Origin of the sequence: Plesiomonas sp. PI-19 (assembly GCF_021368255.1) — a bacterium.
GTDB classification, from domain to species: Bacteria; Pseudomonadota; Gammaproteobacteria; order Enterobacterales; family CAMTGL01; genus Plesiomonas; species Plesiomonas shigelloides.
Map to the genome: position 1 here is coordinate 1394291 of NZ_JAJNMQ010000001.1, position 15619 is coordinate 1409909.

The 15619-nt window shown below is 51.7% G+C and carries 10 protein-coding genes; 2 read left to right on the forward strand and 8 right to left on the reverse strand.

What is annotated here, in order from left to right; translation table 11 throughout:
* Positions 1–214: 214 nt before the first annotated feature.
* Positions 215–457, reverse strand: coding sequence for a hypothetical protein (locus tag LQ901_RS06380; RefSeq protein ID WP_010863536.1), 243 nt, complete (start codon positions 455–457; stop codon positions 215–217).
* On the opposite strand from LQ901_RS06380, the gene LQ901_RS06385 reads away from it, so the two are divergent.
* Entirely contained in the window at positions 456–2450 is a 1995-nt protein-coding gene (locus LQ901_RS06385) for a TonB-dependent receptor domain-containing protein (RefSeq protein ID WP_233672051.1), read from the forward strand. The genes LQ901_RS06380 and LQ901_RS06385 overlap by 2 nt on opposite strands.
* Before the next feature lie 421 nt (positions 2451–2871).
* Here the strand turns inward: LQ901_RS06385 and LQ901_RS06390 are convergent, their stop codons facing one another.
* On the reverse strand, positions 2872–5505 hold the full coding sequence (locus LQ901_RS06390; protein WP_233672052.1) for a glycoside hydrolase family 2 protein: 2634 nt from the start codon (positions 5503–5505) through the stop codon (positions 2872–2874).
* A gap of 226 nt (positions 5506–5731) precedes the next feature.
* Between LQ901_RS06390 and rlmF the strand changes: the two genes are divergently transcribed.
* The gene (gene rlmF / locus LQ901_RS06395; protein ID WP_233672053.1) at positions 5732–6712 is read left to right on the forward strand and encodes a 23S rRNA (adenine(1618)-N(6))-methyltransferase RlmF; all 981 of its coding nucleotides are present in this window, start codon (positions 5732–5734) and stop codon (positions 6710–6712) included.
* Positions 6713–6810: 98 nt separating this feature from the next.
* On the opposite strand, the gene LQ901_RS06400 is transcribed toward rlmF, so the two are convergent.
* The 6 genes from LQ901_RS06400 to LQ901_RS06425 all read right to left on the reverse strand — a co-directional run bounded on the left by LQ901_RS06400 (position 6811) and on the right by LQ901_RS06425 (position 15309).
* On the reverse strand, positions 6811–8244 hold the full coding sequence (locus tag LQ901_RS06400; protein WP_233672054.1) for a DUF2867 domain-containing protein: 1434 nt from the start codon (positions 8242–8244) through the stop codon (positions 6811–6813).
* A 288-nt stretch (positions 8245–8532) separates the two neighbouring features.
* Positions 8533–10074 (reverse strand): bifunctional 2-methylcitrate dehydratase/aconitate hydratase, encoded by a 1542-nt coding sequence (locus LQ901_RS06405; RefSeq protein ID WP_233672055.1) that lies wholly within the window; start codon positions 10072–10074, stop codon positions 8533–8535.
* 161 nt (positions 10075–10235) lie between these two features.
* Entirely contained in the window at positions 10236–11372 is a 1137-nt protein-coding gene (gene prpC, locus LQ901_RS06410; protein WP_233672056.1) for a 2-methylcitrate synthase, read from the reverse strand.
* Positions 11373–11519: 147 nt separating this feature from the next.
* On the reverse strand, positions 11520–12452 hold the full coding sequence (gene prpB / locus LQ901_RS06415; RefSeq protein WP_064978463.1) for a methylisocitrate lyase: 933 nt from the start codon (positions 12450–12452) through the stop codon (positions 11520–11522).
* Positions 12453–12489: 37 nt separating this feature from the next.
* Positions 12490–13245, reverse strand: a complete 756-nt coding sequence (locus tag LQ901_RS06420) for a GntR family transcriptional regulator (RefSeq protein ID WP_197665259.1) — start codon at positions 13243–13245, stop codon at positions 12490–12492.
* 240 nt (positions 13246–13485) lie between these two features.
* The gene (locus LQ901_RS06425; protein WP_064977711.1) at positions 13486–15309 is read right to left on the reverse strand and encodes a glycerophosphodiester phosphodiesterase family protein; all 1824 of its coding nucleotides are present in this window, start codon (positions 15307–15309) and stop codon (positions 13486–13488) included.
* Between the last annotated feature and the right edge of the window lie 310 nt (positions 15310–15619).

Genomic DNA, 15619 nt, shown 5'->3' on the forward strand with positions numbered 1-15619 from the left:
GCAGAAGGGTTCATCACGCCTTAAATTTAGCATCGTGAAATATCATTTAAAAATAATCACTTAGCGATAATTATCACTTGCCACACAAATGATAATAGGTATCATTTGCAACACAAAATAGACTAATCGCCGAATTGAAATCTTATTCTACTGAGATAGTGATGAATTAGTGGTTTACACCATTGTCATCAATGTCTCGCATCAAGCCTTTCAATTAAGAGCGCATTAGCATCACTTTTGGCAACTTGATTTTGGTGAGTAAGGTCGACTGAGCCGCACCATCAACGGGGATATTAACGCCTGTTGATGTGCACCCTCTTTTCAGATAACGACCGTAATTAATTATGACAATAACAATGGCATCTATGCCAACAACACAAAACAACGTGGACTGTTCACCTTTTACAATCAAACCACTGGCTATTGCTGTTGCGGCGCTATTGAGTTCCCCACTCATGGTATCTCACAGCTATGCCGCGTCAGCCTCCACCAGCGAAACCATCGTGGTCACCGGTGAAGCGATTGACGTACATGTACAACAGCAAATTGATGCCGAACAATTGAGTAACCGCCAAGCCAGTGACATCAAAGATGTGCTCAACACCCTACCGAGCGTTACCGTGGATGGAGGCAAACGCTATGGCCGCAAAGTGTGGATCCGCGGCTTGGAAGACAAGTTTGCGTTGGTCACGATTGATGGCGCTCGTCAGGAAGGTCAAATCTTCCACCACTCAGGCGATCAAACCATCGACCCTGAATTGCTCAAACGTGCCGTTATCGAATTTGGCCCTAACTCAGCACTCGACAGTGGTGGCACCGTCACCGGCAGCTTCCGCTATGAAACCCGCGATCCTTCAGATTTGCTGCGCGAAGGTGAGCAAGTCGGCGCTTTTGTTAAAGGTGGCTATCAAGATGCTTATCACCGTAACAGTGGCAGTGCCGCCCTCTTCGGTAAGGTTGGCGATAGCACGCAGTTATTGGTGTACGGACATCGCGATGATGATGGCACCATGCGTTTGGGCGATGGTACGGATATTGAGTCCAAACAAGGTAAGTTGAAATCCGGCATGGCCAAAGCTGTGTTCGAGCTGGCGCCGCACAGCACGCTGAAGCTCAATGCCCAACACTACGAAGATGGCGGTAATCGGCAGCTAGCCGGTGAAAAAGCCGGTATTAGTGACGATGGTCGTTATAGCTATTCCGGCATGACACGCGATACCTACAGCTCTGAGCTGCGCATTGCACCAACCGGCTCGCCGTTAGACATGACGTTAAATGTGTATCAGACCAAGCAAGGCATTGATCGCGAAGCTGAAATTACTCAAGAGAAAGGCTCAGAAAAGCATGCGCCTAACCGTAGCTATTACAACACCACCACAGGCGCCGATCTGCGAAACCGCAATCGCCTGACCGGCCCCTTGGGTGAGCATCAGCTGACCTATGGCGTAGAAACCTATCGTACTGAACAAACCAAAAAAGCCGATGGTGTGACCCGCTATATTGGCGGCACGCAAAACGGCAAAGTGGTACAGGAGGATGTCAAAGGTCGTGGTTTGATGACCAGTTACGGCGTGTATGCGGAAGATAAAATGACGCTAGGCCGACTAACGCTGACTCCGGGATTGCGTTACGACCAGATTATGATGGGTGGTTTATATGAAGGTGATTTCCACCAATGGTCGCCAAAGCTCAAAACTAGCTATCGTCTGACCGATAATCTGTCGGTGCGAACCGGTTATGGCCGAATCTTTAAAGGCCCCGGTTTACCGGAAACCTTTATGATCAGCGATAACATGGTCAAACCTAAAGATGTCAAAGCGCAAACAGGCTACAACATCGAAGCCGGTGCGGATTACGATCTTACTGCGCTGACCAAAGCCGATTATGCCTCCAGCGGTTTTACCTTGTATCGCTATACGCTGGATAACTACCTACACCCGACCAAAAACACTGCACTGGTCAGCCAAGGCGATGCCGAAGTATGGGGCGGTGAGTTAAGTGCTAATACCGGATTTGGGCGTGTCGACCTGTATGCCAATTACAGCTACAGCAGCGGCACACTCACCGATCATCAAGGCATGAAAGCGGTATTGCCACAAACCCATTATCACAGTGTGAAGCTGGGTGGCGCCTATGCCCTAACCGAAAGTGTGGTTGTTGGTACTGACATGCGCTTTACCCCCAATAACGCCTACACCCAGCATGAACGCAACAAGCAAGGTAGCGTAGACACCTTCCGCGTTGAGCGCAAAGGCTTCACCGTAGTCAATTTGTGGACCAGTTATGAACCGCAACAGATTAACGGCCTGAAGCTCATGGCGGGCATTGATAACCTGTTCGATGCCGCCTATGCCGAACCGACCGCGTTCGGTTTCTACTGGGGCGCACCGGAATACGGCACATTGGAGCCTGGGCGTAATCTCAAACTCTCAGCCAGCTATCAATTTTGAGGCAGTCTTTTACTCCGCACAGTTGTGCGGCATGGTGAAAATTAGCTAAGCACTTAATCCGTTTTAAACGGTTGTTTAATTAAGAATAAATTATTCTGCCGTTTAGGTGTTTGTTTTATCTATAGATTGTTTTATGAGCAGGGATAATTCAATCAAGTGCAAGGATAACACCTATCTCACCAAGTGCTGAATGAGCCAATAGCAATCTACCAAAGGGAGCTACAGCGACAAAAGACGGACATAAAAAAAGCGGCCTGTGTGAGCAGGCCGCGCTTCCCTTCTTGTATCCCTTGTGTCCCTTCTTTCGAGCTAAGTACTTCTGCGCTTAGCCTATGAAGGGTCTAGTTTATTGGTGGCGATTCAGAATGCAGTAATCAATTCAGAGTAAATGCGTATAAATCACGTTTTTAGATATCACAACTCAGTAAGTCGAACGCAAATCGTAAACCTTCACGCCTGCTGCCAATTCCGCACAACTTGCAGAGCCGATAAAGCGTAAACGACGACGCCCTCCTATAGCCTCAGGCAGTAAGGTAAACCCTGCATCCTCAAAACGCCCTTCGCCGCTATATTCGACATGCACAAACAGCGCCGGATGCTGACTCCACAACTCGATATAGCTACCTTGATCATCTCCGCTAATACAGTACTCAATCTGCGCCGGTTGCAACGGTAAACGCTTAAACTCATCGGGATAGAAGCTGTTTTCAATGCGTTCATTAGCCTGATGGTTTGGTGACTCCGAGTGCAGAACCACATGATAAAAGCCCCGTCGCGCCTCGCTTTCTGACGCATTCGTACTACCAGAGGCGTTACGTGTATTACGCTCGGGCAGCGGAATTTGCCAAATTGGTGCAGAGCTATCTGGCGCAGTGGTGCACGTTAGCGGCCAACGCTGTAATACATCCCCCTGCCAGCTGATCTGCAATACTTCCCCATGCAGCGATTGCGTGACATGCCGATCATTAACCAAATGCAACGTTAACATCGGCTGGCCTTGCGCATTAGGTTCATGAATAAAGGTCGCCATTAACGGCGCAAAGAAATGACGCGCATGGTGATGCAGCAATTTCCAGCGCCCTGAATACTCAATGCTTGACCACGAACTCACCGGCCAGCAATCATTGAGCTGCCAGAACAAAATGCCGCGACAGTGATTCTTATAAGCTCGCCAGTATTCCGCTGCCGTTTTAATAGCCAGCGCCTGTTGCACCTGACTTAAGTACAGCTGCTGTTCAAAGCTGATCGGGAAACGGAAATAGCGCGTGATCATCTCCGTTATAATGCTGTTGCCCCGCCCGTTTTTCTGATGCTGTTCAAACGTTGGCGAAGTGATATTCCACTCATCCGGTTCGGCAAAGGATTTCACGGTGGGCAACGATGGCCATGACTGAAAACCGAACTCGGAGCAAAAGCGCGGTTTCACACTGTGGTAAGCATCAAAGGATTTACCAGAATGCCACACATCCCAAAAATGCATATCGCCACGGTTGTCATCATGCCACGCATCGCCAAAATCTAACTCTCCATTACACGGCGAGCTGGCCCAGAAGCGGCGCGACGGGTTTTCCTGCTCAACAACTTCGGCCAACAGACGATTCAGGCGATCGTAATTCACCGTATATTTGACGCGCTGTTCACGGGATTCTGGATACCAGCCAATCGCGCCAATCACCTCGTTATCCCCACACCATAACGCCAGTGATGGATGGTCGGCTAAACGCTGCACCTGATAACGCACCTCATGCTCAACATCGAGCAAGAATTCAGGGGTTGAGGGATACAGCGCGCAGGAGAACATCAAATCTTGCCATACCAGTAAACCCAGCTCATCGCACAGATCGTAGAAGATATCCTGCTCATACATGCCGCCGCCCCACACGCGCAGCATATTCATGTTGGCGGCCACCGCATCTTCAAGTAAGCGCCGATAACGCTCTGGCGTGTGACGCGACGGAAGTGCATCGAGCGGGATCCAATTAGCGCCCTTGGCGGTGATTGCTTGACCATTGACCCGAAACAGCATACTGCTGCCAATTGCATCGTTTTCCGTTATCAGCTCTAACTGGCGTAAGCCAATACGCTTTTCAATCAACTTGTTGCGCGCAGTAATCGGCGCGTCAGTATTTGGCGCGCTAACATCGATAAAGGCTACCTGAAGTGTGTACAGTGGCTGCGGGCCATAACCTGCCGGCCACCAACGCTGGGGATGTGCAATATCAATGCGATGGCGAAAACGCCCTTCGCCGCAAGGCTGTGGCGGTAACTCAAGATGGATCTGCTCTACCTGATGCTGCGAGTTTTCTTGTCTGTTTCCCTGAGCTAAGAATGTCGGTGAAAGCAAGGTTACTTGCGCAACTAACGGCACATTCTCTTTATCCACCTGATAGGTACAATCTACGTGCAAGCGGCAGCTGCCATCGGCTCGCCACTCTTGTTCGGTACGCACTTGCAACGGCTGAACAGCAAATACCGGTTCTAGCGAGATCTCGCCATATACGCCACTGACCAATAAGCAGATCCCCCAATCCCAACCGGCATGACATTGGGTTTTACGCAGCAAATTCATGTGCGGAATCTGGTTATTACCCTGCGCCCAAGGGATAGGGAAAGGCAGGCGCGACGCCCGCTCCGCAGCTTCCACGTCATTACGCAACAACCGAATTTGGATTTGGTTTTCCCCTGCCACCACCCACGGCAAAATATCTGCCTCAAAACGCCGGAACATATTGTGGCACAGCAACACTTCCTGCCCATTGACCCATACTGTTGCCATCGTATCGACAAAGGTAAGACCCAGCAGCAGCCGACTGGCCGACAATTCGTGCGCAGACAAGGTAAAGGTACGAGACAGATGCCATTCACTTTCCCCTACCCACTGCACCTGCTGTTCATTACAGGCAAAATAGGGATCGGGGATCAAATTCGCCTCTAACAAGGCACTGTGGATATCGCCCGGCAACGAGCAACGCGTGTGAATCTGAGGGTGCTGCGGCGATGTCAGCGTCCATTCCCCGTGTAAGCTATCACCGTATAAATTTAGTGTCGGCAACATGAGATCCTCTCCGAATGCTTGCTGTTCTTCTCATTCCATTACGTACCGCAATACGCACAGTATGTGACCCATTTTAAAGAAGCAGGCCACAAACATGAGTGACACATGGCCAGTAACCGACGCGCAAAACACCACCTAAGCCGAGAAACAACGATAAATGCGAAAGATGTCCGGTTTTCCGCTATTATTGTTGCCAATCTTTGTAGCCTGAAATCCAGACATCCTGATGAGTGACACCAAATCTAATCTGCACCCTCGTAACCTGCACCGCTCTTCGTATGACTTCGCGGCGCTGACCGAAGCAAGCCCAGAGCTGGCCAACTATGTCCAGCGCAATGTCTATGGCACCGATTCCATCAATTTCTCTGATCCAAATGCAGTGAAAGCCCTGAACCGAGCGTTGCTGAAGCATTTTTATGCAGTTGAAGGCTGGAATGTTCCTGAAGGTTATCTCTGCCCACCGGTTCCGGGGCGTGCCGATTATGTTCATCATCTGGCTGATCTGCTGGCCGAAGCCAATCAAGGTCGAATTCCGAAAGGGAAACGCATTACCGGTTTGGATGTCGGTACTGGCGCGAACCTGATTTATCCGCTGCTGGCCCATCACAGCTATGGCTGGAATATGGTCGGTTCGGAGATTGATACTGTCGCCATCGCGTCTGCTGAGGCTATTTTAGAGCGCAATCCAGCCATGCAATCAGCGATTACGCTGCGTACCCAAACTCAACCTAGCGACATTTTGCGTGGCATTATTCAGCCGGGCGAAATGTTTGACTTCACCCTGTGCAACCCGCCATTCCACGCCTCAGCGCAGGAAGCGGCAGAAACGACCCAGCGTAAACGCAGCAAGTTGGCCTACAACCAAGTCTCGCGCGGTAACGCCAACACCATTGATGCTCAGCCGGCTCTCAATTTCGGCGGTCAACATAATGAGCTGTGGTGCGATGGCGGCGAAGTGCGTTTTATCAGTGATATGATCCACGAAAGCCGCGAATTTGCCGGCCAGTGTTTCTGGTTTACGTCATTGGTATCGAAAAAAACCAGTTTGCCAGCGCTGTATGAAGCATTGAGCGAAGTGGGTGCAACCGAAGTGAAAACCATCGAGATGTCGCAAGGGCAGAAAATCAGTCGCTTTATCGCCTGGACCTTCTTCACCCCGGCCCAGCAAAAAGCGTGGCGCATGTATCGTTGGAATGCACGTGGCTAATCTTGCAGTCGCGATAACGTAATTAGCCTAGAAACCGGCTTAAAAGCTAAAAACAATAAGGGATAAACCGTTTTGGTGTTTATCCCTTTATTTTTTCATTAATCCATCACGGGAATGCCGGCGCGCTGCTCGGCTTGCTTGGCGATAGCCTCGGTCATCCCTTGGAAGATAAACAGATGAAACGGCAACATGGCCAGCCAATAGGCCAATCCCCACGCGCCCTGTGGGTGCCAATGGGCGGTTACGCGAATGCGCGTTAGCCCTGACTCTTCGGGAAGAATCAGAAACTCTAACCGCCCAACACCCGGCGCTTTCATATTAAACAGCAAATCTAACCGCCGCCCTTCATCAACGCCCAGAATTTGCCAAGAATCGAGCATATCGCCTTTCACAAATTTATCCGGATTGGTTCGACCGCGCGTTAACGCTGGCCCGCCAATCAGATGATCCATCCACTCACGGATCACCCACAGCTCATTCATGTAAAAGTATCGCTGTTCGCCACCGAGTAATTGCAGCTCTTGCCACACCGTATCGGTACTGGCTAAACAGAGCGCTTCGCCACTGGCGGTGCGATCGTAGAAACCATATTCAGGATGACGCCAGCGCAACCCCAACGGCGTTTCCTGCCCTTGCTGCTCCGCACCGAGCTTTTGCTCCAACGCCAAACTTTCCGCCAGCGCCTGATCAAAGCTCAGCAAGGTTTGTGGCAATAGCGCACGTAACGCCGCATCATCGGCAGGAATATCGTGTTTAAGTCCGCCGACTAACGCTTTTGCCACCGGCTGCGGTACCGAGGTGACAAACTGCAACCACCACGCCGATAATTTGGGGCTCAAAAACGGCACCGGAATAATCGGGCAACGCTTACCAATGTGCGCGGCAAATTTCTGTAACTGCTGCTGGTAACTGAGCAATTCTGGGCCAGCCGCATTGAAAATCTGTCCTTCGATTCCCTCAGCTTCAATTAGGCCGGTCAAATAGTAGAGCAAGTTCGACAGCGCAATCGGCGGCGTACGCGAACGCACCCACTTAGGTGTGACCATTAATGGCAGGTTATAGACCAGATCGCGCATCACCTCGAACGCGGCAGAGCCAGGCCCAATAATGATCCCCGCCCGCAGTTCAACGGTTGGGACTCCTGAAGCTCGAAATAGCTCACCGCAATAACGGCGCGAATTAAGATGTCGACTGTGGCAAGATTCGGGCTGAATCGCCCCAAGGTAGATGATGCGTCGTACCCCCGCCTTGTGCGCTGCCGCCGCGAAGTTCTTCACCCCTTGCTGCTCTAAACGGTGAAATTCAGCGCCTGAGCCCATGGCATGCACCAGATAAAAAACGGTGTCGAGGCCGGTTAACGCAACCTGTAAGGTGCGCGGTTTGAGGCTGTCGGCCAGACGAAACTCCACGCCCTCTGGCAAACGGCACGGACGCCGTGCTCCTGCCACCACCTGATACCCCTGTGCTTGCAGATGTGGGACAAGGTAAGATCCGATATAACCCGCCGCGCCCATAACCAGACACTTTCTCATGCCACACTCCCTTTGCGAATTCAGCTCTACCATAAAGCAAAATGGGTGAATTCAGAATGACTCTTATCGTAAAGATTAACAGATGAAAAATATCGTGATCACAAACGATTAAGGAAAACGGATACAACTCGCCGACTCGCCTTAAAGAGAGTTGAACGGAATAGGATTAACAAGCAGATAAAAAACTGACGCCCCCATTAACGCATTCGCCAATTAGCTTAATGGTGAAAGGACGCGCCAGTTTTCACGATTTGAATTTTCTGTGCTGGAATTTCTATGCGATTAGACTTAGTTAATCACCCACAAATCCATAAATTGGTTAACCGGAATCGCGGCAAACGCGTCCAACGAATTTGTAGCGTTTGCAGAATGTTCGAAGTCCCCGTTGTTGGCGTCGTCTACTCCGCACAGAGTCAGAATGCGCGCACATTGTGCCGCTGGGAATCGAGTTTGCAAGCTAGCGCGAAATTTGGCCAGCAATAACGGGATGCCCTCTTCCCGACGACGACGATGCCCGACCGGATATTCCACCGCAACTCGCTCACTGCATGAGCCATCGCGATAAAAAATCTGCACCGCATTGGCAATCGAACGTTTAGTTGGGTCAAGATAATCGCGGGAATAGGCACTGTCTTCGCATACCACCATTTTCTCGCGCAGCGCATCAATGCGCGGGTCAGCGCGGTGGAATGCATCTTCATACTGCTCGGCGGTCAACGTACCATACAACAACGGCACTGCAATCATGTACTGCAAGCAGTGATCACGATCGGCGGGATTAGCCAGCGCACCAGTTTTGGAAATGATCCGCACGGCTGACTCATGGGTCGTCACTTCAATACGTTCAATATCTTCAATGCCCGGTTGTTCACTACCAAGCTGAGAAAGATAACGCGATGATTCGTTACAGTGTAACGTTACCGCGCACTCCACGGCAGTTTGTGCATGGAACTCTGCCGGATACGAAATCTTAAACAGCACATTTTCCATCACGTAAGACGCAAAAGGCTGACTCACTCGCAGTGGTTCACCATGCATCAACACATCGCAAAAACCCCAGCGCGGCGCACTGAGCACCGACGGTAAGCCCATTTCCCCTTTCATGGTGATCATCGCCAAACGTACCGCGCGTGAAGTGGCGTCACCGGCCGCCCACGATTTACGTGAACCTGCATTCGGTGCATGGCGATAAGTCCGTAATGCGCCGCCATCGGCCCAAGCTTGTGATAAAGCATCGATCACCTGCTGACGATCACCGTCTAACAGCCGTGTCACCACCGCCGTGGATGCCACACGCACCAGCAACACGTGGTCCAACCCGACACGGTTAAAGCTGTTCTCCAAGGCCAATACGCCTTGAATCTCATGCGCTTGAATCATGGCCACCAGCACATCGCGTAAAGTCAGTGGTGCATTGCCTTGCGCCACGGCTTTACGGCTCAAATAATCAGCCACTGCCAAAATAGCCCCTAAATTATCAGAGGGATGCCCCCACTCGGCAGCCAACCACGTATCGTTGTAATCCAACCAGCGGATCATGCAGCCGATGTTAAATGCGGCGGTGACCGGATCCAGCTCGTGTGACGTCCCCGGAACACGCGCCCCGTTGCGCACGGATGTGCCCTCCACCAGCGGCCCCAAGTGCTTGGTGCATTCAGGGAACCGCAGCGCGAGTAATCCGCAGCCGAGCGTATCGAGCAAACAATAGCGCGCAGTGGCTAATGCTTCGGCGGATGGCTCGGTGCAATCCATCACATAATCAGCAATTTGGCACAATAAGGCATCTGGCGCTGGTCGCTGGTTTAATTCCGCTTGATTGATTCCGTGCATGGTTGAACTCCTTGTCGGGTATAGCATTTATGCGTGATAAGATATTGATATTAGATATTTTTACTACAGCGCGCGTTCTTGCTATTGAAAACAGCACATCACTGGATGATGACTTATATTGATAGTCTTGGCTCTTCTCATCCATCAATTAACGCTCTGCTTTATCGCTCAGCCAAGGGCAACCAACTGCGCGGCTCAGGGCCGATATAATCAGCGCTGGGGCGGATAATGCGATTATTAGCGCGCTGCTCGAAAATGTGCGCCGACCAACCAGTCACCCGACTGAGCACAAAAATGGGGGTGAATAACAGTGTGGGAATTTTCATAAAGTGATACGCACTGGCATGGTAGAAATCGGCGTTCGCAAACAGTGTTTTTTCACGCATCATCACCGTTTCAATACGCTCAGATACTGGGTAATAGCGGGTGTCTCCGGTTTTCTCTGCCAGCTTTTGCGCCCATGCTTTGATTAAGGCATTGCGCGGATCATGGGTTCGATAGATGGCATGACCAAATCCCATGATTTTCGCCTTCGTCGCCAGCATGTCTAAAATCCCCTGCTCGGCGTCTTCTACGCTGGTGAACCGTTCAATCATCTCCATGGCCGCTTCATTCGCGCCGCCATGTAATGGCCCTCGCAATGTACCGATCGCTGCCGTAATAGCCGAATGATAATCAGACAGCGTTGACGCGCACACGCGTGCGGCAAAGGTCGAGGCATTAAACTCATGCTCGGCATACAAAATCAGGGAACAGTGCATGGCTTGTACAAATTCAGGATCAGGTCGATAGCCATAAAGCAGATGCAGAAAGTAGCCGCCGGTACTGATTTCTGGCGAGTCAGTGCGAATTCGCACATGCTGGTGGCTAAAGCGGTACCAGTAGCAAATCATGGCAGGCAACACGGCCAATAAGCGTTCGGCAACGTGCACTTGTTGCGAAAAATCAGTTTCCGGCTCCAAATTACCCAACACGGAGCAACCGGTACGCATCACATCCATCGGATGCGCGGAGGCCGGAATGTGCTCTAAGACAATGCGCAGTTTTTCCGGCAAGCCACGTAATGCCACCAGATGTTGGCGATAGGCTTCTAGCTCTTGCTCGTTGGGCAAATGGCCGCGCAGCAGTAAAAAGGCCACTTCCTCAAAGCAGGCAAAACGCGCCAAATCGCTGATGTCATAACCGCGATAGGTTAATCCAGTACCACTTTTCCCGACGGTACAGAGCGCTGTTTGCCCTGCACTTTGTCCGCGTAATCCTGCGCCACCCAGCGCTGCCGATGTTGGAGAGCTTGTCATAATCCATTCCTTCCGTATCAGTGAGAACTGCATATTCGGAGAGGCAGACCAGGACATCCGATGCCTGTAGGTTCAGGGCACCGCCGCGCTGCGCTCTAGATGTCATACTCGTTATGCTTTAAATATATTCAGAATTAAGTACCGTTATTAAAGGGCGCTTTTTTCGGCATCTTGGCTGAATAACCGGTCTAAGGTTTGCTCATAGCGCAAGTAATCCAGATAGTGGTATAGCTCGGCGCGCGTTTGCATTTGATCCACAAGCGCGACCTGCGATTGCGCCTGCGCTAAATGCTGATACACCCTCTCTGCCGCGCGGTTCATGGTGCGAAAAGCAGTTAAGGGATACAGCACCATCGCCACGCCCTGCTCGCCCAACTCTCGACATTCAAACAACGGGGTTTGCCCAAATTCAGTGATATTCGCCAGTACCGGCACACCGACAGCCGAGGCAAAACGCCGGTATTGCGCTAAGGTTTGCATCGCCTCAGGGAAAATCATGTCAGCACCAGCTGCCACACAAGCCAATGCGCGCTCAATGGCCGCATCCATGCCCTCAACGGCTAAGGCATCGGTACGCGCCATAATCACAAAATCAGGATCGGTGCGTGCATCCACGGCGGCGCGAATGCGATCCACCATTTCTGCCTGACTCACAACCGCTTTATTCGGGCGATGGCCGCAGCGCTTCTGACTCACCTGATCTTCAATATGCACCGCCGCCGCGCCAGCGCGCTCCATCTCGCGAATAGTGCGGGCAATATTGAGCGCGCCGCCAAAGCCAGTATCAATATCCACCAGTAGCGGTACATCGGTCACCGCAGTAATACGACGCACATCCGTCAGCACCTCGTCTAATGAGGTCATGCCTAAATCCGGTAATCCAAATGAGGCGTTCGCAACCCCAGCACCAGACAAATACAGTGCTTGATGACCTGATTGCGCCGCCATTAAGGCGCAATAGGCGTTCACGGCGCCTACAATTTTAAGGGGGCCACCATGATTAGCATTACCTTGCGCGACTGCGTGACGAAAACGCGCGCCGGGCGATTTTCCTTGCTTCAGACCGTCTCGGATGGACATCAGCATCTCTCCTTGTCGCTGTCAGTGTTGTGGATAATTAGGCCAGTTGCTGCTCAATCAGCTTGCGACTGCGCGCAATATGGCGACGCATCAGCAGCTCTGCCAGTTCCCCATCGGCGGCGGCTACCGCCATTAAAATCTGGCGATGTTCTTCTAATGCCGCTTGCGGACGGGAATGGCTAGTCGGTGCCTGACTGCGGTACATGCGTAATGGGTGGTACAACTCATCGCATAACAGCGTAATCAAACGACGATTCGCGCTGGCGTGAATAATCCGGTAGTGAAAGTCAAAATCGCCCTGCTGATGGAAATAAGACGCACCATCAACATCACGAATGTAGTCACAATGGGTATTCAGCAATTGCTGTAAGGCTTGCAATTGCTCAGGGGTAATATTTTCTGCCGCCAACCGCGCCGCCATTCCTTCGAGCGCCTCGCGCACGGCGTACAATTCACTTAAACGCGCCAGTGACAACGTCACAACGCGTGCGCCGACATGTGCCACACGTTCGACCAATCCCAGCGATTCCATCTTCATCATGGCTTCACGCAGCGGCCCACGGCTCACCCCAAAACGGCGTGCCAGCTCGGGCTCAGACAGCTTGCTTCCGGCAGCTATTTCACCGCTGACAATTGCCTCACGCAAACTGTCGGTCAAACTTGCAGCTTTAGTCGCATCACGCAGTGGCAAGGTCAGCATCTCCGTAGCATGCGCTGCTGCGTAACTCGACGGGTGCTCAACCGTTACACGCGAAGATGTAGAAAATGAAAGTGATGAAGAGGACGACGCCATCCTGCGCTCCTGTCGACACGGATTCAGCAGCGCATGAGATTATGCAACTGCACCCGTACTCTGATGCTTAATTAAGCATCAGTAATGCAGTAACTCAAGAAAATTGTCGACAATATAGACTAAAGTCTCAGCGCCGATGCATGACTAGCACCGACGCTTATATCGGAGAGATTTACAGGGTTGGCCGTGCTTTTATAGAGCCAGTTATAGAACTGGTTACAGAACCATTTACAGGACTATTTACAGGACATAGCGCAAGCGCAGCGCCGTTTGCTCGACCGGTGACAGAGCCAGCCACTGCGCCCGAATATCCGCAGCTTCTTGCGGGTAATCCGTGATCAGCACATCCGCCCCCAGCGCCAGCATCCGGATCATCTGACGTGGATTGTTGACAGTCCACACATGCACTTGCTTGCCACCTTTGTGTGCACGCGCGATAAACTTCTCATTCGCCACACTCTGATTCACGGCCAAAAACTGGGTATCGGCTTTAATCGGATCGCCAATAGACTGCGTCACAATCAATCCGGTACGAATTGATGGATCAAGTTTTCGCACCTCTTCGATGGCTTTGGCTTCCAAAGAAGTAATTACCACCTGCTGGGTCATCCCCTCTTTTTGCAGCATCGCCACTACCGCCGCCGCCAATGTCGGATCTGGACGGTTGTATTTAAGCTCGATATTCAGACCGATACGCCCACGCGCCTCATCCAACATTTGGCGTAATGTCGGCACAGGTTCACCACGAAATGCTTCGCTATGCCAAGCACCAGCATCGCGCTGTTGGATCTCTTCGTGGCTCAATTCGGCAACGCGCGCCGGATCGCCAGCAATACGCATCAAATCCGCATCGTGCAGCACCACCAATTCACCATCTGCGGCCGTTTGCACATCAATTTCAGCATAATCGGCTTTCTCAGCAATGGCTTGGCGCAATGCCGCCACGGTGTTTTCTGGGCCTCGCGCAGCCCCCGCACGGTGCGCGGTGATCAGAATTTCATCGCGCTGCGGCTCGCCACTCAGTGCATAAATGCCCAATCCGAGCATCACTACAAATGCACCGGTCAACACGCCGCCTAAGGTGCGCACCGACAAATCGGATGCCTGCTTCACCGCTTCGCGTCCCAAACGCTCCAAGCCAGCCGGTTTTTCGCCAAAATCACGATACAACAATTGGATAATGTACGCTTCGCCAAACATCCCCAGCAATGACCAACCGGCACTGAGCATAAACACCAGCGCGGAGACTAACGCCAGAAACGTCACCTCGGCAGACAGATTAAGAGCTAATTGATCCAGTAGCTGATCGGCGCTCCAGGAAATCAAGCGGATCAGCGGATACGCCACTGCGCCAACCCACAACCACCAGCCACCCGCGCGCCACACAATCGCCATTTCATGGCCCGCGCTCAACCGCCAACTACGGCGCAATGCCGTCACCACATTTACCGGCTCACTAACCATAATGGTCAACGCAAACGCCGTTCGCGCCCACAAATGCAGCACCAAGATGGCATAACCGAGCGCTAATACAGCGCCGCCGCCGAGCGCCAAATACCACTCCATCGGTTTGTAATAGAGGTAGTAATTGATGTCATGCCCTTGCAGCAACAGGCTAAACAGCAGGTAACCCAAACCGGCAAAAGGCACACTGAGCGCCAGCAGCGTCACGGCATACAAGATCCCTAAGCGCAGAAATACGGGTAAGCGACCAAGAGCAAACACCAATGCGCGCACCGGTCCAATCGGGTAACCGTACAATCCGGAGGCGGCCAAAATCGTCACCCCAGCACGCTGGGTAAAAAACAGCGTAAAGCCACTGCACAGCGCCGTCAGAATGAACAAACCGCCATAGGGCGATATGGCAAAATCCACCAAATCGTAATTGGTGATTGTGACATTACCGCTACGGGCAATCAGATGATTCAGCAACCAGCCGAACGCCGGCACCATCACCCCCGCAGAAATCAGGGCAAAGACCAGCTCAAACTCGATCAGTTTTCTGCCGCAAGTTCGGATAGCTCCGAGCGTTTGCCGCCAATAATGGCGCTTGGGATACAACATGCAGACTCCTGTACACGAAATTCAAACACGCCACAGGTCAGCATCCTTATGCCAACAGCGTTGCCGCGTGTATGCGCGATTTTACCCGATTACAGCACTCTAACCTGCAGAGTCTGAACCGCGTATTAACCATTATGCACGGGAGATGATATGGAGAGGAGATTAAAATAAGGGATGGGAAAACACGTGGAATGATGGAAAGCTAATGCGCAGTAATAAACGGTACAGTCGTAAACAGGGAAAGCCATAAAGAAAAGGCGAAGGAGTCTCGCTCTCCCTCGCCTTTATCAATCAAGTGACTCAGTTTATT